Source organism: Halobaculum rarum (assembly GCF_040025155.1).
Taxonomy (GTDB): domain Archaea; phylum Halobacteriota; class Halobacteria; order Halobacteriales; family Haloferacaceae; genus Halobaculum; species Halobaculum rarum.
Genome location: NZ_CP157275.1, coordinates 959,552 through 981,035, shown reverse-complemented (window position 1 = coordinate 981,035; position 21,484 = coordinate 959,552). Strand labels below are relative to the sequence as shown.

Sequence of the window (21,484 nt, the reverse complement as noted above, 5' to 3'; positions counted from 1 at the left end):
CATCACCGGTGCGCGCGTATCGACACCAATGGACCACGAGACACAGCGCGAGCGCGGCGAGGCGTTTCGCGCGCTCCATCATGCCGACGACGGACCGTTCGTTCTCCCCAACGCGTGGGACGCCGCCAGCGCGATCGTCTTCGCGGACGCCGGCTTCGACGCGATCGGAACCACGAGCGCCGGTATCGCCGCCTCGCGGGGCGTGCCGGACGGCGAAGTCCTCTCGCGTGACGAGATGCTCGCGGTCATCGAGCAGATCGCCGACGCCGTCGCGTGTCCGGTCTCCGCCGACATCGAGGCCGGCTACGGCGGCACGCCCGACGAGGTGTTCGACACCGTCTCGGCCGCCATCGACGCCGGCGCGGTCGGCGTCAACCTCGAGGACGGTACCGGCGATCCCGACGACCCGCTGGCCCCCGTCGACGACCACGTCGCGGCGATCCGGGCCGCCCGCGACGCCGCCGAGGACGCGGGTATCCCGATCGTCGTCAACGGCCGCACGGACGTGTTCTGGCTCGGCGTCGGCGACGAGGGCGACCGCCTCGGCCGTGCGGTCGACCGCGCGAACGCCTACGCCGACGCCGGAAGCGACTGTCTGTTCGTCCCGGGCGTCTCCGATATCGAGACGATCCGGGCGCTCGTCGACCGCCTCGACGCCCCGCTGAACGTTCTCGGCGGACCGGGGGCGCCGCCGATCGATGCGCTGGCGGAGGCGGGGGTCGCGCGGGTGTCGGTCGGCTCCGGTCCGATGCGCGCGACGCTCGGACTGCTCGGCGAGATCGCCGGCGAACTCCGCGACGAGGGGACCTACGAGTCGATGGCCGGCGGTATTCCGTACGACGATCTGAAGGCGATGTTGGAGGCGGCCGCCGCCGAGCGGGAGGCGTGAACACGCGACCGCCGGAGGAAGTTGCGAGGACGGTCGTGCGTCAGTGAAGGGAGCGGGAGCCGATCAGACGGACTCCTCGAGGTCGTACAGGTCGCCGTACTTCGTCGTCACGTAGTCGACGAAGTAGTCGGCAGTGAAGTCCTCGCCGGTGGCCTCGCGGACCAGGTCGTTCGTCTCGTAGCGGGAGCCGTGCTCGTGGATGTTCTCGCGGAGCCACTCCTGAAGCGTCTCGAAGTCGCCCTCGCGGACCGTCCCGTAGATGTTCCCGATGTCGTCCTCGGCGGCGTTGAACAGCTGGCTCGCCAGCACCGACCCCAGCGAGTACGTCGGGAAGTAGCCGAAGTTGCCGTGGCTCCAGTGGATGTCCTGCAGGCAGCCGTTCGCGTCCGTCTCGGGGCGGAGCCCGAGGTACTCCTCGTACTTGTCGTTCCAGACCTCCGGCACGTCCTCGACGTCCAACTCGCCCGAGATGAGGGCCTTCTCGATCTCGAAGCGGATGACGATGTGGAGGTGGTAGGTGAGCTCGTCGGCCTCGACGCGGATGAGGTTGTCCTCGTACACCTGGTTGGCCGACTCGTACGCCTCCCGCGCCGTCGCGTCGGTGTCGAAGCGCTCCTCGAACTTCGGCGTCACAAGCTCCCAGAACGCCGGCGAGCGACCGACGTGGTTCTCCCACAGCCGCGACTGGCTCTCGTGGACCGAGAGGTCGCGCGACTCGCCCAGCGGCGTGCCGAAGTGCTCCTCGGGCAGCCCGAGGTTGTAGAACGCGTGGCCGAACTCGTGGACGGTGGCCATCAGGCCGCCGAGCGGGTCGGACTCGTCGTAGCGGGTCGTAACGCGGCAGTCGTACACGTTCCCGGAGGTGAACGGATGCGAGGACACGTCGAGGCGGCCGCGGTCCCAGTCGTACCCGAGCGTCGAGAGCACGTCCCGCGAGAGGTCCTCCTGTGCGTCGGCGGGGAACTCGCCGTCGAAGGCGTCGGTGGTCACGTCCGCGTTGGACTCGCGGATCTCGTCGATCATCGGGACCAGCGTCTCCTTCAGCGTCTCGAGGATGTCCTCGGCCTGCGAGAGCGGGAGGCACGGCTCGTAGTCCTCGAACAGCACCTCGTAGGCGTCGCGGTCGGGATCGATGTGCTCGGCGTACTGTCGCTTCAGGTCGACGAGCGTCTCGAGATACGGCGCGAACTGCTCGAAGTCGTCCTCGGCCCGGGCCTGCTCCCACGCGCCCAGCGCCTCAGTGGAGGTCTCGGAGATCTCCTCGACCAGTTCGGTCGGCACCGCGTCGGCGCGCTCGAACTCGCGGCGGGCCTCGCGCAGGAGCGCCGCTTGGTCGGCGTCCAGATCCATCGACTCGACCTCCTCGAGCAGCTCCGCGGTGCGGTCGTCGGTGAGCAGCTCGTGGCCAAGCGACGAGAGCACCGACAGCTGCTGTGAGCGGGCGGGCGTGCCGCCCTCGGGCATCATCACCTGCTGGTCCCACCCGAGGACGCCGGCGGCACCCTGCACGCCGTTGATGCGTTCGAATCGCTCCACCAGTTCCGCATACGCGTCGGCCGTCTCGGCCTCGCTTCCGTGTGCGTCGGTAGCCATCGCGCAAACCTTGCCGTCGGCCCGCCTTCAACCAACCGTTACGCGAACGCGCTCACGCTCGCGCAGGCGAGCGTCACGACTCACGCGAACGCTTCCGCGTCCTCGGCGACGCCGCGGTAGATCCGGTAACAGCGGTCGAGCACCTCGTAGGACACGCTCTCGGTGTCGGTGTGTGCCTCGCCGGATTCGGCGGCGCCGCAGATCACGCAGGCGGTGCCCGCCTCGGCGAGCCACCCGGCGTCGGTCGCGTGCGGCTTCACGACGTGCTCGGGCACGCCAGACTGGGCCTCGCGCGCGGCCGCCAGCACCGCGTCCGCGAACGCGTCGTCCGAACAGGCCATCGGCGGGAGGTCCTGGTCGACCGTCCACTCGACGCCCTCGATCGACTCGGCGCGTTCAAGCGGTGCGCGCTCGCCCGGAACCGTCCGCTCGTCGACGGTCACCGCACACCGATCCGGCACCACGTTCCACGCCGTCCCGCCGTCGATCTCGGTGACGGCGACGCTCCCGCGTACACGCTCGCCCATGACGGTCGTCTCGGGGAAGTCCAGTTCGCGGACCACGTCGACGGCGTCGCAGGCGCGGTAGACGGCGTTGACGCCCTTCTCCGGGATGCTCGCGTGCGTGCTCTCGCCCGAGGCGACGAGCGTGCTCGCGCGCCGTCCCTTGTGTGCGACGACCACGTCGGTGACGCCCTCGCCGGAGTAGTTCGTCGACCCCTCGCCGACGACCGCGAACTCCGGGGCGAAGCCGTCCTCGATGGCCGCGCGGGCGCCGACGCCGCCCAGCTCCTCCCCGACGAACGAGGCGAAACACAGCTCACAGTCCTCGGGCTCGGCGTCGCGGAAGGCGCACATCGCGGCGGCGACGGCGCCCTTCATGTCGGCGCTGCCGCGGCCGTACAGCCGGCCGTCGCGTTCGTCGAGCACGTACCGCTCCTCGCCGTCGTCGCCGACGGTCGTCTGCGAGTCCGCCGGCGGCACCACGTCGTGGTGGCCGACGAGCGCGACGGTCGGCGTGTCCGGATCCCCCGTGCGGGCGAAGACGTTGCCATGCTCGTCGCGCTCCACGGCGCCGTCGGTCTCCGCGCGCAGCCACGACTCGATCGCGTCGCCGACGGCGGTCGGGTCCTCGTGGCTGGGGATCGACACCAGTTCTCGCGTGAGTCGGCGGAGGCCGTCGGGGCTCGCGGGATCCGTACCGCCGTCGGGTTCGGCGCTCGTGTCGCGGTCGGCAGCGGCGTCGCGGTCGCTCATACCCGTCCGGGCGGTCGGCGCGAGCATAACTCCGGCGTCGGCGACCGGCCCCACGGGGCGGCGGGTGATCCGACGCCCGAGCGTCGCCGTCGGGCCGGCCGACTTCGTGCAAGCAGTCTTAAACGGCTCGCGGCCGCACCACCGGTATGAACGTCGTGCCGGATACGAGCGCGGTCATCGACGGCCGCGTGTCGGAGCGCGTCGCGGACGGGGACTATCACGGGGCGACCGTCTTCGTCCCGGAAGCCGTGGTCAGCGAACTGGAAGCGCAGGCTAACGCCGGTCGCGACACCGGCTGGGACGGACTCGCCGAGCTCCAGCGGATCGCGGAGCTCGCCGACGAGGGGGCGATCACCGCCGAGTTCGTCGGCCGTCGCCCGACTGTCGCCGAACAGGAGGGCGCCGGGGAAGGCGACATCGACGCCCTGATCCGCGATCTGGCGGTCGAACACGACGCCGTGCTCCTCACCTCGGACTTCGTCCAGTCGGAAGCGGGGAAGGCGACCGGACTCGACGTGGACTACGTCGAGGCGGTGCCCCGCGGCGTCACCGAGGACGACGGGCTCGACATCGAGCGGTTCTTCACCGACGACACGATGTCCGTCCACCTCAAGACGGGAACCCACCCGAAGGCGAAGCGCGGCGACATCACCGACCTCCGCTACGTCCACATCGACGAGGTCGACGGACCCACCGACGATGAGCAGATGGCCGCTTGGGCCGACGAGATCGAGGCGACCGCCCGCGCGTCGAACCAGGGGTTCATCGAGCTGTCGGAGCCGGGGATGACGATCGTCCAGTACCGCAACTACCGGATCGCGGTCGCCCGGCCGCCGTTCTCGGACGCCATCGAGATCACGGCGGTCCGGCCCATCGCGAAGACGACGCTCGACGACTACGAGTTCGCGGACGAACTGCGCGACCGGTTCACCGAGCGCCAGCGCGGCGTCCTCATCGCGGGCGCGCCCGGCGCCGGGAAGTCGACGTTCGCGCAGGCGGTCGCGGAGTTCCTCAACGACAACGACTACGCGGTGAAGACGATGGAGAAGCCCCGCGACCTGCAGGTCTCCGAGGAGATCACCCAGTACACCGCCCTCGGCGGCGACATGGCCAAGACGGCCGACTCGCTGCTGCTCGTCCGGCCGGACTACACCATCTACGACGAGGTGCGCAAGACCCACGACTTCGAGGTGTTCGCGGACATGCGCCTCGCCGGCGTCGGGATGGTCGGCGTCACCCACGCGACGCGCGCCATCGACGCGCTCCAGCGGCTCGTGGGCCGCGTGGAACTCGGGATGATCCCGCAGGTCGTCGACACCGTCGTGTTCATCGAGGCCGGCGCCGTCGATACCGTCTACGACGTGACGACGCAAGTGAAGGTCCCCGAGGGGCTGACCGCCGAGGACCTCTCGCGGCCGGTGATCCAGGTCGTCGACTTCGAGACCGGGACGCCCGAGTACGAGATCTACACGTTCAACAACCAGGTCGTCACCGTGCCGCTCGACGGCGCCGACGGCGGAGGCGGCGAGACGGGCGTCGGCCGCATCGCCAAACAGGAGATCGAACGTGAGATCCGCTCGGTCGCGCGCGGTCACGTCGACGTGGAGCTCCAAGGCCAGAACAACGCCGTCGTCTACGTCGAGGAGGACGACATCAGCTACGTGATCGGCAAGGGCGGCGGCCGCATCACCGACATCGAGAATCGTCTCGGCATCGACATCGACGTTCGAACCCACGCCGACCGGCCGGGTAGCTCGGGTGGCTCCGGCGGCGCCTCGGGCGCAGGCGACCCCGCGTCGACGCCGAAGCCGCAGGGGGAAGTTGTCCAGCCGGAGATCACCAGCCGCCACGTCGTGATCCGGATGGACGAGCACGTCGGCGAGACGGTCGAGGTCCGCGCCGACGACGAGTACCTGTTCACCGCGACCGTCGGTCGCGGCGGCGACATTCAGGTCTCGCGCGGGAGCGCCATCGCCGAGGAACTGGAGGACGCCATCGACCGCAAGCAGACGATCACCGTCGTGCAGGCGTGAACGCGGTCGCTCGACGGGAGTGTGGCTGACACCGGGCCCGCTCCGTCGCGCGCCGTCCGGGCTCGGCGTTTCGCGTGACGGCGCGCGGTCGCTGTCACCGCATACGACGGAGTGACCCCGTCATCCGGTTTCAACGTTCGCGAGGGACCGGACGGTGTGGCGGTATCTGGCGGAGCGGTCTCGCTGTGAGAAACGGAATCGAATCGACGGTCGGCGTTACTCCGCGCAGCAGGCTTCGCGACCGCCGTCGGCTTCCGCCTTCTGGGGCGCATCGAGCTGATAGAGGTTCTGTCGGGCGTCGGCGAAGTAGACGTCTTCGTCGACGATACCGATGTTTTCGAGTCGTTCGAGCGCGTAGCGGACGGTCCGCGCAGACAGCATCGACTCCTCGACGATGCCTTTCTGCGTCAACGGTCCGTTGTACTCCAGTACTTTGAACACCAGCTTCGCGCTGGGAGGGAGATCGTCGAGGGACTCCTCGTCGGTTCCGGCCATCATTACGAATCGAAACACCGGGTGCTGATAAAGGTACACCGAACATTATTCGGTGTCCGTACTCGGGCATCGGCCAAGCGAACCCCTTTTGTCGCCGGCTGGCGGACCTACGGCCATGGCTACGGAAACAGCTTCGGGGCTCTCCGACCACCTGCGCGGGGTGACCGTCACCACCGTCGCGTGTCTGGCGGGAATCGCCGCGGCGCTCGTCTCCGCCTCCCTTCCGTTTCTCGGGGTCGGCGTCGACGCCGCGACGAACCGGCTCGCCCTTCTGGTGGTCGCGGCCGCGGTCTTCGTGCAGATACCGCTGCTGAGGCTCCTCGGGGTGGAAGTCGAGGACTTCGGCATCAAGGACAACCTGTACGTGGCGTTCATGACCTTCACGCTGTGGTTCATCTCCTACGGCGTCATCCTCTCGGCGAACCTCCAATAGATGGCCGACGACAGCATCGCGGTCGTCGACCTCGATCGATGTCAGCCCGACCGGTGTAACTACGAGTGCGCGAACTTCTGTCCGCCCAACCGCACCGGGAAGGACTGCATCGTCGAGCGCGGCGACCACTACGCGGAGGACGAACCGTACGACGGCGGCCCCGATCAGGTGTGGATCTCCGAGGACATCTGTCTGGGCGAGACGTGCGGGATCTGCGTCGAGAAGTGCCCGTTCGACGCCATCGAGATCATCAACCTCCCCTCGGAGCTGGAGAACGACCCGGTTCACCGCTACGGCGACAACGCGTTCGGGCTGTACGGCCTTCCCGTGCCCGAGCCCGGCTCCGTGACGGGTATTCTCGGTCCGAACGGGATCGGGAAGTCGACGGCGGTGAAGATGCTCTCCGGGGAGCTGATCCCGAACCTCGGCGCCCACGCGGACGAGGCGACCTGGGACGCGGTCTTGGAGCGCTTCAAGGGAACCGAGCTCCAGAACTACATCGAGCGCGTCATCGACGGGGAGGTCAGCGTGGCCCGCAAGCCGCAGTACGTCGATCAGATCCCCAAGCAGTTCGACGGCAACACCCGCGAGCTGCTCGAACGGACCGACGAGCGCGACGTGCTCGACTCCCTCGTCGAGCGGCTCTCCATCGGACCGGTGATGGACCAGAACATCGACTCCATCTCCGGCGGCGAGCTTCAGCGCGTCGCGCTGGCGGCGACGCTCGCGCGCGACGCGGACTTCTACTTCCTCGACGAGATCACGCCGTATCTGGACATCGGCCAGCGGATGACCGCCGCCCGGCTCATCCGCGAACTCGCCGACGAGGGCGACCGCTCGATGATGGTCGTCGAGCACGACCTCGCCATCCTCGACCTGCTGGCGGACACGCTGCACGTCACCTACGGCGAGCCGGGCGCGTACGGTGTCGTCACGGATCCGAAGTCCACCCGAAACGGCATCAACGAGTACCTGAAGGGGTATCTCAACAACGAGAACATGCGGATCCGGCCGGACTCGATCACCTTCGACGAGCACGCGCCCCGCGAGATCACGCGCTCGCAGGTGCTGTTCGAGTACCCCGACCTCGCGAAGTCCTACGGCGACGGGGAGTTCTCGCTGGAGGTCGACGGCGGCGCAGTCCACGAGTCGGAGGTGCTGGGCATCGTCGGTCCCAACGGGATCGGGAAGTCGACGATGGCGAAGCTGTTCGCCGGGGAGTTGGAGCCCGACGAGGGTGAGTTGGACTTCAGGCTCGACATCGCCTACAAGCCGCAGTACATCGACATCGACCAGCCGATGCGCGTCGACGCGTTCCTCTCGTCGATCGCCGACGACTTCGGCTCCTCCTACTGGGACACCGAGATCGCCCGCCCGCTCCAGCTCAACCCGATCATGGAGCAGAACCTCACCGACCTCTCGGGCGGGGAGCGCCAGCGCGTCGCCATCGCGGCGTGTCTCTCCGAGGACGCCGACCTGTACCTGCTCGACGAGCCGTCGGCGCACCTCGACGTGGAACAGCGCGTGCAGGCGACGACCGCGATCCGTCGGTACGCCGAGAACCACGACGCGACGGTGATGGTCATCGACCACGACATCTACATGATCGACCTGCTGGCCGACCGGCTGATGGTGTTCGACGGCGAGCCCGCCGTGCACGGACACGCGACCCAGCCTCAGGGGATGCGCTCGGGGATGAACGACTTCCTCGGCGACCTGGACATCACGTTCCGCCGCGACGAGCGGACGGGGCGCCCGCGGATCAACAAGCCCGATTCGCAGCTCGACCGCCAGCAGAAGAGCGACGGCGAGTACTACTACTCCCGGTAGACCGGTTCGATCCTCTCGCTCGGTTCGTCGCTGTTCACGCGTCCGGAACCGCTGCCCGGTCAGTGACGACAACCGCGATAGCCGCGGCCCCTTTCAGTCCCACCCGTCGCTTGGACGGACCGAGCGACACGGCTGTTCGCACGGTGTGCACGTACTGCGGCGGGTAGGCTGTCGGCGCGCGACCGACCGCGACTCGTGCGCGGTCGACGCGCGCGAGGGGCGAGGCGAGCGGAACGGAGTGGAGCGAGCCGAGTCGGCTGGGGAGGGAGAGGCATGCGGCGGGCGGGACGTTCGAGGGCGAGAGCTATCTCTCCGCGTGTATCTCGCTGTTTTTAACGACGAACGCGAGCTCTCCGGAACGAACCGCTTCCGCTGAGACGACCCGATCTAGTCGCGCTTGTACTCCTTGCGGTACCCCTTGAACTCCGAGCGGTGGGCCTCCTCCTCCGAGAGGATCGTCACCGCGAGGTCCTCGGTGACGGGGTCGTCTGCCGCCTCCGCCGCGTCGATGAGGTCGCGGTACAACGAGATGGCGCCCTCCTCGGCGTCGATGACGCCCTCGATAACCGACAGCACGTTCGTCGAGTCCTCCGGCGGCTGCAGCGAGTCCTGACTCGCGGTGAACTCCGCCGATCCCGGCGGCCGCGCGTCGAGCTGCTTCAGTCGGTTGCCGAGCTGTTCGGCGTGGGTCAGCTCCTCCTGGATGTCCGTCTGGAGGCTATCCTTGATCTCCTCGGCGCGCACGCCGTCGAGGACGATCGCGTTCGTCTGGTAGTTCATCACAGTCTCCATCTCGTCGCCGTACGCCTCGCGCAGCAGGTCGATGACTTCCTCGGACATGACGACTCGATGTCGTCGCCCCGCGGCAATATAGCTGTCCGCCGGTGCGGAAGCGTTGGAACGGGAGATCGAAGAACGACGCCGGGAGCCGGGAGGAGGAAGGAGCGAAGAGAGGGGAGGGCCGTCGGCGCGGAGCGCTACAGGTATTCGCGGGCGCAGGTGCCACAGAGATGCTCCTCTTTCACGTCGACCTCGCGCACCGTCGGGGAGAACGACATCACGCACTTGCTGTTGTCACAGTGTTCCAGACCGAGCGTGTGGCCGATCTCGTGGACGATCTCCTTGCGGACGCGATCGGAGAACACCTCGCTGGAGGGTTTGGAGGTGACGCCGCCGTCCGAGGAGGTCTGGAGGCGGTAGGTGGAGACGACCGAGCCGTTGCCGTTGAGGTACGCGAGCCCGAAGACGTAGTTGCGTCGGCGGTAGTACAGGTCCTGTGGGGTGATCCCGATGTTCTTCTCGCCGCTGCCGGTCCGCGAGACGAGCTCGATGAACTGCTCGGCGCGGTACTGGTTGCGGCTGCGGTCGTACGCGCCCTCCGGGATCGACTGCTCGTCGTGAACCGTCACGTCGCAGTCGTACACCGAGCGGAGACCCGCCGACGCCTCCCGCTTCACCTGCGCGGAGACGTCCCCGATGGGCACGATGTCGACAAGCATGAACGTGCTTATGATGGGTGCGAACATAAGTTACCCGACCGTGTCAGACGATCGTCGCGCCGCGGTACGCCGGAAACTCGGTCGGTTCGATCGACTATGCGAGGTCGGAGTCGGCACCCGCCACGAGGTAGCCGCGGGGCTCGCGAGCGACGGCCGCGCGGTGGCCGCGACGGACGTGGTCGATCGCGATCCCCCCGAGGGCGTCGCGTTCGTCCGCGACGACGTCGTCGCCGCCGCGGACTGTAGAGAGCCGGGTGCACACTACCGCGTCGACTGCGTGTACGCGCTCAACTCCCCGCCGGAGCTCCACCGCCCGCTCGTCCGCGTCGCCGACGCGGTCGACGCGGCCTGCTGTTTCACGACGCTCGGCGGCGACCCGCCCGCGGTCGACGCGACGCCGCTGGCGCTGCCCGGCGGCGACACGCTGTACGTCGCTCGCGATCCTGACGACATGCTCGTCGAGTGAGGAGAGTGCTGCCGTGGCGGAGACGCCGCGCCGTACGGAGTCGCAACGCCCATACGCCGCCCACTCCCTCCCGTTCGTATGCGAGTCGACACGGTCGTGTTGGACGTGGACGGCGTGCTCGTCGACGTGGCGGATTCGTACCGCCGGGCGGTCGTCGAGAGCGTCGAGCGGCTGTACGGCGACACGCTCGCCCGCGAGGACCTCCAGGCGTTCAAAGACGCCGGCGGCTTCAACAACGACTGGGAGTTGAGCGACGCCGTCGCGCTGTACGTGCTCGCCCGCGAGCGTGGGCTCGACGCCGATATCGAGGCGTTCACCGACGCGATCGCCGCGAACGGCACCGGTCTCGCGGGCGCCCGAGCGACGATCCGCGAGGCCCTCGGCGACGCCGCCGCCGACGAGATCGAATCCGAGTGGGACCCCGATGCGCTGCGCGAGACGTTCCAGGCGCTGTATCTCGGGGGCGAACTGTACCGCGATATCGAGGGCGGCGAGCCGCCGTTCGAGGCGCCGGGGTTCATCCACGACGAACCGGTGATCCTGACGGAGGCGACCGTCGAAGCGCTCACCGAACGCTATCCGGTGTGCGTCCTCACGGGCCGTCCGGCGGCGGAGGCGGCCATCGCCCTCGACCGCGTCGGCCTCGACGTGGCCGAGGACCGCCGCTTCACGATGGACGACTGGGAGGAGGGCAAGCCGCACCCCCGAGCGCTCGTGACGTTGGCCGAGCGAACGGACGCCGGCACCGTCGCGTTCGTCGGCGACACCCTCGACGACGTGCGCACCGCGGTCAACGCCGACCGCGAGGACGGCTCGACCGCCTACTACGGCATCGGCGTCCTCACGGGCGGGCTCACCGGCGACGACGGCCGCGCGAAGTATGCCGACGCCGGCGCCAGCGCCGTCATCGAGAGCGTGAACGACCTGCCGGACCTGCTGGAGTGACCGCCCCGTGAGCGAGCGCGGCGACGACGGAGGGGACGTCGACGGGCGAGGGGACGACGGGCGGGGGGACGACCGGCGGACGCGGATCGCGCGGCTCGTTCAGTTTCTCACCTTCGTGGCGATGCTCGATCTGTTGGCGTTGGCGCTTTCGACGCAGTTCGTCCCGCCGGACCGCCTGACGCTGGCGCTCACGGTCGGGCCGATGCTGGTGGTGTCCCCCGTACTCGCGTACTGGTTCGTGTACGAGCGCAGCGGCGGGGCCGAGTGACAGCCGCCGGCCGCGACCGCCGCCGAGGTCTCGGGGCCGTCCACGATCACTCATCGAGCGACAGCACCCGCGTCCGACCGCCCGGGTCGAACACCGACGGGTCGCCCCCGGCGGCGCGCGCCCGGTCGCGGAGTGCCCGCGCGAGCGACACGGCCTCGGCGCGCTCGTCGTCGGAACGGAACGCCAGCCGGACGTCCTCGTTCCGGCCGTCGACGCGGAGATGCAGCGAGAAGCCGGTCGGTCGCGCGAACGGCGCGAGCCCCGTGAGGTCGCCGTAGCGGATCCGGACCGCCTCCGGGTCGTGGATCGCCTCGGTTCGCGAGACCGCGTGCGGATCATACCACCCCAGCGACTCCGGGAGGTCGCCGAGGAGGCCGTTCGCCGCGCCGGCAAGCAGCCGTGTGAGGCGGCCGTGGCGCGTCGGCGCCAGCAGGAGTTCGTCGTCGCCGAGGAACGCGCGCCCCGGGTGAGCGCGCTCGTCGGGGGTCGGACGGAGGAGGACGTCGACGGCGTCGAGACCGGGCATGCGTTCGGATTCGGGTCCGGTCGTATCAACGCGTCGCCGCGACCGAGTCGGTCGCGCGGGTGGCACGGGGAGCGGATGGGGCAGGCGGAGCAGACGAAGTGTAGCGGGCGCGGCGATCGGATCGGCTCGCGCGGTACCGTCAGCGCTGTCCGGTCACGCAACGCTTACCGCGGGCCCGCACCCACGTTCGTCCATGCGAATCGCGCTACTCGGCGGCACCGGCGACATCGGCGAGGGGCTCGCCGTGCGCTGGGGCCGCGACACGGACCACGAACTGCTCGTCGGCTCCCGGGACCCCGAGAAGGCCCGCGCCGCCGCCGACGACTACGTCGAGACGGTCGCCGACGCCGGCGGCGACGCGACGGTCAAGGGCTTCGACAACGCGATGGCGGCCGACCGCGCCGACGTGGTCGTGCTCGCGGTGCCGCCGTACCACGTCGCCGACACGGTCGATGCGGTCGCGGACAACCTGGACGCCGACGACGTGGTCGTCACGCCCGCCGCGGGAATGAAACGGGAGGACGACGGCTTCCACTATCACCCGCCGAGCGCGGGCAGCGTGACCGCGCTCGTGCGCGACGCCGTCCCCGATGCGGTGCCGGTCGTCGGCGCGTTCCACAACCTCGCGGCCGGGCGGCTCTCGGATCTGTCGCAGGACCTCGGCATCGACACGCTCGTCCTCGCGGACGACGACGAGGCCGCCGACACCGTCTCGCGGCTGGCCGAGGAGATCGAGGGGCTGCGCGCGCTGTCGGCCGGCGGGCTCTCGAACGCCGCGGAGGTGGAGTCGCTGACGCCGCTGCTCATCAACGTCGCGACGAACAACGACGACCTGCACGACCTGGGCGTCCGGTTCGACTGACGCTCCGCGGCGGCTGTCGCGCTCCCTCCGCCGAGCACGCGCTCGGTGGTCGTCCGACTCAGCTACTCGGCTCGCCGGTCGAGATAGCTGTTGACGAGCAACGGGGCGACGACGCCGACGCCGATCACAACCGCTCCGCCGACCCACACCGGCTGTTCGCCCAGCAGAGTCGTCGCGTACAGGAGCACCACCGCTGCGGCGATGAACACGAGGATGACGACGTTCTCGCGGGAGACCATTATCGGCACATTCGGGCGCGGGATCGAAATCGCTTCGGGCCGAGCGCTCGCTCCCGAGCTACTCGCCGTCCGCGTCCGCGACCTTCACCACCTGCTTGCCGACGTTCTCGCCCTCGAACAGCCCGAGGAACGCGTCAGGAGCGTTCTCCAGCCCCTCGGTTACGGTCTCGCGGTACTGCAGGTCACCGGCGGCGACGAGTTCGGCGAGGTGCTCGGTCGCCTCGCGGAAGCGCGGGGCGAAGTCGCCCACGAGCAGCCCCTCGACGCGGGCGCGCGTCTCGATGAGTTTGCCGAGCTTCCGCGGCCCGGTGGGGAGTTCCTCGTCGTTGTACAGGGCGATCTGCCCGCAGATCGCGACGCGCGCGTCGACGTTCAGCCGACCCCAGACGGCGTCCGTGACCGGCCCGCCGACGTTGTCGTAGTACACGTCGACGCCGTCGGCGACCTCGTCCAGGCGGTCGCCAACGTTCTCCTCCTCGTAGTTGATCGCGGCGGTGAAGCCCAGTTCGTCGGTGAGCCAGTCACACTTCTCGTCGGAGCCGGCGATACCGACGACGTTCGCGCCCTGCAACTCGCCGAGTTGGCCGACGACGGAGCCGACCGCGCCCGCGGCGCCGGAGACGACCAGCCAGTCGTCGGCCTTCGGCTCGGCGACTTCGCGAGTGCCGAAGTAGGCGGTGCGGCCGGGCATCCCGAGCACTCCGAGGGCGGTGGAGACGGGGAGGCCGCCGGTGTCGACGGGCGTGAGATCCGCCCCGCTCGCGGTCGCGTACTCGGCCCACGGAAGCTCGCCGATGACGGTCTGCCCCGGCTCGACCCCGGCGCCGTTGGACTCGACGACCTCGCAGACGGCGCCGCCGCGGAGCGGATCGCCGACTCCCCACGGCTCGGCGTACGACTCGCCGGCGCGCATCCGGTCGCGCATGTACGGGTCGACCGAGAGGAACAGCACGCGCACGAGCGCCTCTCCCGGGGCCGGTTCGGGTCGCTCGACCTCGCGGAGGTCGAAGGTGTCGGTGCTCGGCACGCCCTCGGGTCGCTTCGCGAGGTGGAAGCGTCTGTTGTCGGACATGGACAGTGTGACGGGCCCCCGGCGCGTAACCTTTCGGGAACGGGAGACGACGCGCCGGCGGTTTCCGGTCGGACTCGAACCGATGGCACGAGCCGGGGCCATCGACGGGCTGTCGCGCCGTCGTCGGCAGGGTGCTTATGGCCTCACGGACACGACGGTCGCGTATGACCGGACTCGCGCTCGACTCCACCCAGATCGACCGCTACTCGCGGCACATCATCCTCGACGAGGTCGGCCCGGCGGGCCAGCAGGCGCTGCTCGAGGGCTCGGCGCTCGTCGTCGGCGCCGGCGGGCTCGGCTCGCCGGTCATCCAGTATCTCGCGGCCGCCGGGGTCGGTCGCGTCGGGATCGTCGACGACGACGAGGTGGAGCGGTCGAACCTCCAGCGACAGATCGTCCACGCGGACGCCGACGTGGGCAGGCCGAAGGCCGAGTCGGCTGCGGAGTACGTCCGCCGGCTCAATCCCGACGTGGATGTGGAGCCCCACGAGACGTGGCTGGACGCCGGCAACGCCGAGGAGCTGATCGCCGACTACGACGTCGTCGTCGACGCCTCGGACAACTTCGGCACGCGCTATCTCGTCAACGACGTGGCGCGGTTGACCGAGACGCCGGTCGCCCACGGCTCCATCTACAAGTTCGAGGGGCAGGCGACCACGCTGGTACCCGAGGGTCCCTGCTACCGCTGTCTGTTCCCTGAGGCGCCCGAACCGGGCGAGATCCCCGACTGCGCGAGCACGGGCGTGCTGGGCGTGCTCCCCGGGACCGTCGGCTGCGTTCAGGCGACCGAGGCCGTGAAGCTCCTGCTCGATGCGGGCGAGGTGCTGGACGGCCGGCTCCTCTTTTACGACGCGATGGACATGACCTTCGAGACGGTGCCCTACCGGCGCAACCCGGACTGCCCGGTGTGCGGCGACGACGCCATCGACTCCATCGAGGGGATAGACTACGAGCACGGCTGCGGCGTCACTGCCGACTGAGCGAGGGGCGCCGGGAGCGGTCAGGGATGGCGGAAGCGGCGAGCATCGAGAGTCGACCCGCGCGGCGTCGGTTCGGTCCGTTTTTCCTCCCCGGTGTCGACCGCGAGCGTATGCACGACTTCGCAGCGCACGCCGAGCGGGGGGAGCGATGAGCGTCGCCGACCTGCTCAACGGGATGCCGTTCGCCGACCACCTCGGGATGGAGGTGGTGGAGGCCGCGGACGGGCGCGCGGTCGTCGAACTCCCCATGCACGAGGAGCTGTCGTCGGTGCCGGGGCGACAGATCGCCCACGGCGGCGTCACGTACGCGCTGGCGGACACGGCCGCAGGGGCGGCGGTCATCTCGCTGCACCACAAGCCGACGCCGACCGTCGACATGCGGATGGACTACCTCGCGCCGGCGACAACCGACCTCCGGGCGGAGGCGACTGTCGTGCGCGACGGCGCCAGCGTCGCGAGCGCGGAGGTGACGATCGAGGACGTCGACGGCACGCACGTCGCCGACGCGCGGGGTACGTTCAAGACGGGCGGCGGCGGCGACGGCGGCGCGTGGGGCGTCACCCCCGGCGACGATTCGCTGGTGGAGTAGCCTGGCGCGGCCGGATCGATGGAGCCGCGTTGCGGCCGGATCGGCGCGACGGCGTCGCGACCCGAGCTGACGCATCGGCGTCGGGCCTGGCGGGGTGTGTGGGTTCTTCCCGAAAGATAACGCTTTTCGGCCGCCCCTCGGAACTCCGAGGTATGTCCGACGAACTCAAGCGGGGACTAGAGGGTGTCCTCGTCGCCGAGTCCGACCTCAGCTTCATCGACGGTGACGAGGGGAAACTCGTCTACCGCGGCTACACTATCGAGGACCTCGCCGAGCACGCCTCCTACGAGGAGACGCTGTATCTCCTGTGGAACGGCGAACTCCCGACGGAGTCGGAGCTGTCCGCGTTCACGGACGCGATGAGCGCCGAGCGCGACCTCGACGACGACACGCTTGAGACGGTCACGCGCCTCGCGGAGGCCGACGAGGAGCCGATGGCGGCGCTTCGCACCGCGGCCTCGGCGCTGTCGGCGGCCGACCCCGACACCGACGCCGACCCGACCGACCCCGAGGCGAACGTCCGCAAGGCGCGCCGGATCACGGCGAAACTGCCGACGGCGCTGGCGGCGTTCGCGCGCGTCCGCGACGGCGAGGAGCCCGTCGACCCGCGAGAGGATCTGGGCCACGCCGAGAACTTCCTGTACATGCTCAACGACGAGGTGCCCGACGAGGTCACCGCCGACGTGTTCGATCAGGCGCTCGTGCTCCACGCGGACCACGGACTCAACGCCTCCACCTTCTCGGCGACGGTGACGGCGTCCACGCTCGCGGACATGCACTCGGCGATCACCTCCGCGGTCGGCACGCTCTCGGGGAGCCTCCACGGCGGCGCCAACGCCAACGTGATGCGGATGCTCCAGGAGGTCGACGAGGCCGACGAGGACCCCGTCGAGTGGGTGAAGCGAGCGCTCGAGGACGGCCGCCGCGTCGCCGGCTTCGGGCACCGCGTGTACAACGTGAAGGACCCGCGCGCGACGATCCTCGGCGACCGCTCGGAGGAACTCGGCGAGGCGTCGGGCGACCGGAAGTGGTACGAGATGAGCGTCGCCATCGAGGAGTACATGGCCGAGGAGAAGGGCCTCGCGCCGAACGTCGACTTCTACTCGGCGACGACGTACTACCAGATGGGTATCCCGATCGACATCTACACGCCCATCTTCGCCGTCTCGCGCGCCGGCGGCTGGGCCGCGCACGTGATGGAGCAGTTCGAGGACAACCGGCTGATCCGCCCGCGGGCCCGCTACGTCGGCGAAAAGGACGCAGAGTGGATCCCGATCGACGAGCGGTAACGCGAGCGGGACACCGTCGGCCGCGAGCGGAGCGAGCGGCCGGCCGACGACCGAGCGGCGGGCGGCGGAGCCGCCCCACAGCGAGGGAGGAGTGCTTTTGATCCACGTTTTGCCGAGCGAGTGACCGAAGGGAACGAGCACAGCGCAAAAGGGGGGTGTGTGATCGGCTGATCCGCCCGCTCGCCCGTTACGTGGGCGAGAAGGATGCCGAGTGGGTGCCGATCGACGAGCGGTAGATCGGAGGTGGTTCACGTTCGTTCGGTTTTTGCCGCAGATTGGTTCGAGACTAGTGCTCACATACGTCCGAGAAACAGTTATCCCTACAGAGAGAGTATCATGTGTATGGATCTAAAGATCAAAAGCCCCCGAAGCGACGACTATAGCGAGTACGCCGAGAAGGTCCGCAGCGAGGCGCGAGATCGAGCCGGCGAGAGCGGACAGCTCGTCCGCCACGAGGTCGGCGAGCGCATGTTCGATCTCATGACCGACTACTTCCCCGAGGAGTACGCGGCCCGCCGCCGCAGCGAACTCGGCCGCGCGTTCGGCGCCGGCCTCGTGCTCGGCTTCCTCGGACGCGAACTCGTCCGCTACGCGCGCCGCTGAGGCGACGACACACTGCTCCCCGGCAACACCGCTCCCGGGCCGGTTCGTTCGCGGACGGCCCGTCTTTTCGTACGCTCTACGCTCGCTTCCCGAGCAACGCGGCCGTCACGCGCCGTCCACGTCTTTCGTGCCCTCCACGTCGCCGCCGTCGTCGTCGCCTCCGTCGCCGGCCTCGGCGCTCCCGCGTTCGGCCATCATCTCGGCCGCCCGCGACGCCCAGTTCGTGTAGCGGAACCCCCAGAGGACGATCGCGGCCATGCAGACGTACTGGAGTCCGACCGCGAGATACGCGCCCTGCGCACCGAAGTCGAGCACCTCGCCGACGAGATACGTCGTCCCCAGCAGGAAGCCGAAGGTCCCGACGAGTCGGCCCACGAGGGGAACGCGCGTCTCGCTCGCGCCCTGGAGCGCCCCCGAGAGCACGGTGAAGGCGACGAGGAACGCGGCGGTCGCGCCGTACACGCGGGCGAACGCGACCGCGTGCGGGACGGTTCCGGCGTCGTCGGTGAACACCGAGACGAACGCCGGCGCGAGCGCGACGAGGATGACGCCGATGACGCCGACGGTCGCGAGCCCGAGCGCCGTCACCGCGTAGCCGTTGTAGCGGGCGCCCGCCGCGTCGCCGTCGCCCAGCGCCTGCCCGACGACGACGCTGGCGGCGACGTTGTAGCCGCGCGAGAGCGGCCCGGTCACCTGCTGGTACATCCGGCGACCGATCTGGAAGCCGGCGTTGACCTCCGTGCCGAACCCGAGCAGCAGCGCGTTGAACGGGAACTCCGCGATCGTCGCGGAGAAGCCCTCCAGCACCCGCGGCGTCGACACCCGAAGGAGCTGTTTCGCGATCACCGAGTCGCGCGGGCGGACGAGGCTCGCGTCGGCCCATGAGGTCGCCATCGCCGCGAGCAGGAGTACGGCGGTGAGCACGTTCGCGGCGGCGGTCGCGATACCGACGCCGACGATGTCGAGGCGTGGTGCGCCAAGCAGGCCGAGCCCGAGGACGACCGACCCCGCGATGTTGAGCGCGTTCGCGACCACGTTCACGTACATCGGCGTGCGGGTGTCGCCGGTGCCCTGTAGTGACCGTGCGCCGATGAGCGCGACGTGGCGGGCGGGCGCAGTCGCGAAGACGATGGCGAGGTACGTTCCCCCCAGCGCCGCGGTGTCGGCGTCCGCCCCGAGGAGCGCGATGATCGGCTCGCCGAGGAACAGCCCGACGAACACGAACGGCACGCCCGCGAGCAGGCCCATCACGAGCGCCTGCGTCACGGCCTCGTCGCGGTTGGCGTCCGCGGCGGCGCCGGTGTCCTGGCTGGAGAGCGCGATCGCGCCGCCCCCGAGGCCGAGGCCGATGCGGAGCGGGAACCGGGCGTACAGGTCCGCGAGGCCGATGGCGACGACCGCGGCGGGGGAGAACTGCGCGGTGACGATGATGTCGGTCGTCCGCATCGCCGTGCGGAACGTCTGCTCGGCCATCACCGGCCACGCGAGCGAGAGCACGCGCCGCCAGACGCCGAGCAGTCGCTCGCGATTCATATCGGCCCGTCGGACGGTCGTGGTTTGGTGGTTCCGAAAGCGGCACGTCCCGGACCGACCGAGGTCGCGGGCGCGGGTGCGGCACGCCCCAACAGCCAAGCCTGCGGGCGGGCTGTGGCTCCCATGGACGTGTTCGTGTACGGCACGCTGACGGAGCCTGACCGAGTGCGCGAGGTGCTCGACTCGTTCGCGTTCGTCGGCGCCGCGAGGCTGGAGGGGCTGCGCGTCGTCGAGGGTCGCTACCCGACGCTCGCACCGCCGGTCGAATCCGGCGCCGCCGACGGCATCGGTGACGACGGCATCGGCGACGACGCGGCGGTCGGCGGTCGGCTGCTGCGCACCGACGAGATCGCGGCGCTCGACGCGTACGAGCGGGTCGACGACGGCCTGTACGTGCGGGTGTCGGTGCCGCTGGTCGGTCCCGACGGCGAGCCACGGGGCGAGGTCGCGGTGTACGTGGGCGACCCCGGGCGGCTCGACGCACCGGCGGCGTGGCCGGGGGACGGCTCCTTCGAGTCGCGGGTCGTGCGCGCGGTCCGTGACTACGGCGTTACCGTGCGGGTGCAGCCACAAGGTTGAAGCGCGCGACGGTGGGCGGACAAGCGTCTGACGCCGTCGAAAGAGTCTCGCCGTCTTGCGGTTTTACTTTCACTCCGCGTGAATTACTTTTATATACTCGGGGCGTCTGTCTGCGATCGCACGTCACACGCGTGCATTCCCCCTCTTTCCCCACTTCACGCCCCCGAGCCGTCGGCTCGCTCATTGGGCCGTTCGGCTGCGGGCACCGACTCAGTTCGATCCCCGATCGAACGGCTGCGGTGACCACAACCGATACACCGGCGACCGGCGAAGCCGGAGTATGCTCGACTACGAGGACGTGCTCGCCGCCCGCGAGCACGTCGAACAAGCCGCGGTAAAGACGCCTCTGAACTACTCACACAGTTTCTCGGAGCTGACGGGGGCGGAGATCAACCTGAAACTGGAGAACACCCAGCGAACCGGCGCGTTCAAGATCCGCGGCGCGATGAACCGCATCGCGGCCCTCTCCGAGGCGGAACGCGAGCGGGGCGTCGTCACCGCCAGCGCCGGCAACCACGCGCAGGGGGTCGCGCTGGCGGCGACGCGGGCGGGCGTGGATTCGACCATCGTGATGCCGAAGTACGCGCCGGTCTCGAAGGTCGAAGCGACCAAACGCTACGGCGGCGACGTCGTCCTTCACGGCATCGACTACGACGAGGCACAGGCGCACGCCCACGAGATCGAGCGCGAGAAGGACAAGGTGTACGTCCACGCGTTCGAGGACGAGCGTGTGATGGCCGGCCAGGGAACGATCGGCTTGGAGATCGCCGAGCAGTGCCCCGAGGTGGACACGGTGGTCGTTCCGATCGGCGGCGGCGGCCTGATTTCGGGCGTCGCGACGGCGCTGAAGGGCGCGCTCGACGACGTGCGCGTCGTCGGCGTGCAGGCGGCCGGTGCCGACTCGGCCGCTCGATCGGTTCGGGAGGGCCACCGCGTCGAGTTGGGCGGCGTCGACACCGTCGCCGACGGCATCGCGGTGCGGGAGGTCGGCGAGCACACGTTCCCGTACATCCGCGAGCGCGTCGACGAGGTCGTCACCGTCGACGACGAGGCGATCGCCGAGGCGCTCACCCTCCTTCTGGAGCGCTCGAAGACCGTCGTCGAGGGTGCGGGCGCGGTGGCGCTGGCGGCGGTACTGGAGGAGCGGTTCGACTACGAGGACGGGGAGGTGATCGTCCCGGCGCTGTGTGGCGGGAACATCGACATGAACACGTTGATCACGGTGATCCTCCGCGGGCTCGTGCGGATGGGCCGGTACCTCAAGGTCTCGCTGGAGTTGAAGGACCGCCCCGGCGAGTTGGAGCGCGTCGCGAGCATCATCGCCCGTGAGGACGCGAACGTGTACGCACTGACTCACGACCGCACCTCCCGCGACATCGCCGTCGACGCCGCCGACCTGGAGATCGAGTTGGAGACCCACGGCCACGATCACGCCGCGGAGGTCGTCGCCGCGCTGGAGGAGGCGGGCTACGAGGTGGACGTCGAGGCGTGACGCGACGCCGTCG

At 69.6% G+C, this 21,484-nt stretch carries 23 protein-coding genes; 14 read left to right on the top strand and 9 right to left on the bottom strand.

Annotation, left to right across the window (positions count from 1 at the left end):
* Window positions 1-28 precede the first annotated feature (28 nt).
* Window positions 29-889 (top strand): isocitrate lyase/PEP mutase family protein, encoded by an 861-nt coding sequence (locus tag ABJD39_RS05170; protein ID WP_348612764.1) that lies wholly within the window; start codon window positions 29-31, stop codon window positions 887-889.
* Between the two features lie 63 nt (window positions 890-952).
* Here ABJD39_RS05170 and ABJD39_RS05165 read toward each other — a convergent pair whose 3' ends face one another.
* Window positions 953-2,482 (bottom strand): carboxypeptidase M32, encoded by a 1,530-nt coding sequence (locus ABJD39_RS05165; RefSeq protein WP_348612763.1) that lies wholly within the window; start codon window positions 2,480-2,482, stop codon window positions 953-955.
* A gap of 80 nt (window positions 2,483-2,562) precedes the next feature.
* Window positions 2,563-3,738, bottom strand: coding sequence for a M20 family metallopeptidase (locus ABJD39_RS05160; RefSeq protein ID WP_348612761.1), 1,176 nt, complete (start codon window positions 3,736-3,738; stop codon window positions 2,563-2,565).
* 146 nt (window positions 3,739-3,884) lie between these two features.
* On the opposite strand from ABJD39_RS05160, the gene ABJD39_RS05155 reads away from it, so the two are divergent.
* On the top strand, window positions 3,885-5,771 hold the full coding sequence (locus ABJD39_RS05155) for a PINc/VapC family ATPase (protein ID WP_348612759.1): 1,887 nt from the start codon (window positions 3,885-3,887) through the stop codon (window positions 5,769-5,771).
* 216 nt (window positions 5,772-5,987) lie between these two features.
* Here the strand turns inward: ABJD39_RS05155 and ABJD39_RS05150 are convergent, their stop codons facing one another.
* Window positions 5,988-6,266: a MarR family transcriptional regulator gene (locus ABJD39_RS05150; RefSeq protein WP_348613704.1), complete on the bottom strand. Its 279-nt coding sequence runs from the start codon at window positions 6,264-6,266 to the stop codon at window positions 5,988-5,990.
* Between the two features lie 115 nt (window positions 6,267-6,381).
* On the opposite strand from ABJD39_RS05150, the gene ABJD39_RS05145 reads away from it, so the two are divergent.
* Together ABJD39_RS05145 and ABJD39_RS05140 are read left to right on the top strand one after the other, a co-directional pair.
* On the top strand, window positions 6,382-6,699 hold the full coding sequence (locus ABJD39_RS05145; protein ID WP_348612757.1) for a hypothetical protein: 318 nt from the start codon (window positions 6,382-6,384) through the stop codon (window positions 6,697-6,699).
* Window positions 6,700-8,529, top strand: coding sequence for a ribosome biogenesis/translation initiation ATPase RLI (locus tag ABJD39_RS05140; protein ID WP_348612755.1), 1,830 nt, complete (start codon window positions 6,700-6,702; stop codon window positions 8,527-8,529). It begins immediately after the preceding gene.
* A gap of 387 nt (window positions 8,530-8,916) precedes the next feature.
* Here ABJD39_RS05140 and ABJD39_RS05135 read toward each other — a convergent pair whose 3' ends face one another.
* Window positions 8,917-9,369: a ferritin-like domain-containing protein gene (locus ABJD39_RS05135; protein ID WP_348612753.1), complete on the bottom strand. Its 453-nt coding sequence runs from the start codon at window positions 9,367-9,369 to the stop codon at window positions 8,917-8,919.
* Window positions 9,370-9,506: 137 nt separating this feature from the next.
* A complete protein-coding gene (locus tag ABJD39_RS05130) occupies window positions 9,507-10,028 on the bottom strand; it encodes an archaemetzincin family Zn-dependent metalloprotease (RefSeq protein WP_348612751.1) in 522 nt (173 codons plus the stop codon).
* Between the two features lie 40 nt (window positions 10,029-10,068).
* Between ABJD39_RS05130 and ABJD39_RS05125 the strand changes: the two genes are divergently transcribed.
* The 3 genes from ABJD39_RS05125 to ABJD39_RS05115 all read left to right on the top strand — a co-directional run bounded on the left by ABJD39_RS05125 (window position 10,069) and on the right by ABJD39_RS05115 (window position 11,707).
* Window positions 10,069-10,494 carry a UPF0146 family protein gene (locus ABJD39_RS05125; protein ID WP_348612749.1) on the top strand — a complete coding sequence of 142 codons (426 nt, stop codon included), beginning with the start codon at window positions 10,069-10,071 and terminating at the stop codon, window positions 10,492-10,494.
* Between the two features lie 78 nt (window positions 10,495-10,572).
* Window positions 10,573-11,439 carry a TIGR01548 family HAD-type hydrolase gene (locus tag ABJD39_RS05120; protein ID WP_348612747.1) on the top strand — a complete coding sequence of 289 codons (867 nt, stop codon included), beginning with the start codon at window positions 10,573-10,575 and terminating at the stop codon, window positions 11,437-11,439.
* Between the two features lie 7 nt (window positions 11,440-11,446).
* Window positions 11,447-11,707 (top strand): DUF7534 family protein, encoded by a 261-nt coding sequence (locus ABJD39_RS05115; RefSeq protein ID WP_348612745.1) that lies wholly within the window; start codon window positions 11,447-11,449, stop codon window positions 11,705-11,707.
* A 46-nt stretch (window positions 11,708-11,753) separates the two neighbouring features.
* Here the strand turns inward: ABJD39_RS05115 and ABJD39_RS05110 are convergent, their stop codons facing one another.
* Window positions 11,754-12,233, bottom strand: a complete 480-nt coding sequence (locus ABJD39_RS05110) for a hypothetical protein (protein ID WP_348612743.1) — start codon at window positions 12,231-12,233, stop codon at window positions 11,754-11,756.
* Between the two features lie 193 nt (window positions 12,234-12,426).
* Here ABJD39_RS05110 and npdG point away from each other — a divergent pair, with 193 nt between their 5' ends.
* Window positions 12,427-13,095, top strand: a complete 669-nt coding sequence (gene npdG, locus ABJD39_RS05105) for an NADPH-dependent F420 reductase (protein ID WP_348612741.1) — start codon at window positions 12,427-12,429, stop codon at window positions 13,093-13,095.
* 62 nt (window positions 13,096-13,157) lie between these two features.
* Here the strand turns inward: npdG and ABJD39_RS05100 are convergent, their stop codons facing one another.
* Both ABJD39_RS05100 and ABJD39_RS05095 read right to left on the bottom strand, forming a co-directional pair.
* The gene (locus tag ABJD39_RS05100; protein WP_348612739.1) at window positions 13,158-13,334 is read right to left on the bottom strand and encodes a hypothetical protein; all 177 of its coding nucleotides are present in this window, start codon (window positions 13,332-13,334) and stop codon (window positions 13,158-13,160) included.
* Window positions 13,335-13,392: 58 nt separating this feature from the next.
* Window positions 13,393-14,406, bottom strand: a complete 1,014-nt coding sequence (locus ABJD39_RS05095; protein WP_348612738.1) for an NADP-dependent oxidoreductase — start codon at window positions 14,404-14,406, stop codon at window positions 13,393-13,395.
* 164 nt (window positions 14,407-14,570) lie between these two features.
* Between ABJD39_RS05095 and ubaA the strand changes: the two genes are divergently transcribed.
* From ubaA to ABJD39_RS05075, 4 genes are all read left to right on the top strand, one after another.
* A complete protein-coding gene (gene ubaA, locus ABJD39_RS05090) occupies window positions 14,571-15,386 on the top strand; it encodes an SAMP-activating enzyme E1 (RefSeq protein ID WP_348612736.1) in 816 nt (271 codons plus the stop codon).
* Window positions 15,387-15,534: 148 nt separating this feature from the next.
* Window positions 15,535-15,975, top strand: coding sequence for a PaaI family thioesterase (locus ABJD39_RS05085; RefSeq protein ID WP_348612734.1), 441 nt, complete (start codon window positions 15,535-15,537; stop codon window positions 15,973-15,975).
* 152 nt (window positions 15,976-16,127) lie between these two features.
* A complete protein-coding gene (citZ, locus tag ABJD39_RS05080; protein ID WP_348612732.1) occupies window positions 16,128-17,264 on the top strand; it encodes a citrate synthase in 1,137 nt (378 codons plus the stop codon).
* Between the two features lie 342 nt (window positions 17,265-17,606).
* Complete coding sequence (locus ABJD39_RS05075; protein WP_348612730.1) at window positions 17,607-17,867, top strand: hypothetical protein; 261 nt, start codon at window positions 17,607-17,609, stop codon at window positions 17,865-17,867.
* Between the two features lie 105 nt (window positions 17,868-17,972).
* Here ABJD39_RS05075 and ABJD39_RS05070 read toward each other — a convergent pair whose 3' ends face one another.
* On the bottom strand, window positions 17,973-19,400 hold the full coding sequence (locus tag ABJD39_RS05070) for an MATE family efflux transporter (protein ID WP_348612728.1): 1,428 nt from the start codon (window positions 19,398-19,400) through the stop codon (window positions 17,973-17,975).
* 123 nt (window positions 19,401-19,523) lie between these two features.
* Here ABJD39_RS05070 and ABJD39_RS05065 point away from each other — a divergent pair, with 123 nt between their 5' ends.
* Window positions 19,524-19,979, top strand: a complete 456-nt coding sequence (locus ABJD39_RS05065; RefSeq protein WP_348612726.1) for a gamma-glutamylcyclotransferase family protein — start codon at window positions 19,524-19,526, stop codon at window positions 19,977-19,979.
* Window positions 19,980-20,259: 280 nt separating this feature from the next.
* On the top strand, window positions 20,260-21,471 hold the full coding sequence (gene ilvA / locus ABJD39_RS05060) for a threonine ammonia-lyase (protein ID WP_348612724.1): 1,212 nt from the start codon (window positions 20,260-20,262) through the stop codon (window positions 21,469-21,471).
* Window positions 21,472-21,484 lie beyond the last annotated feature (13 nt).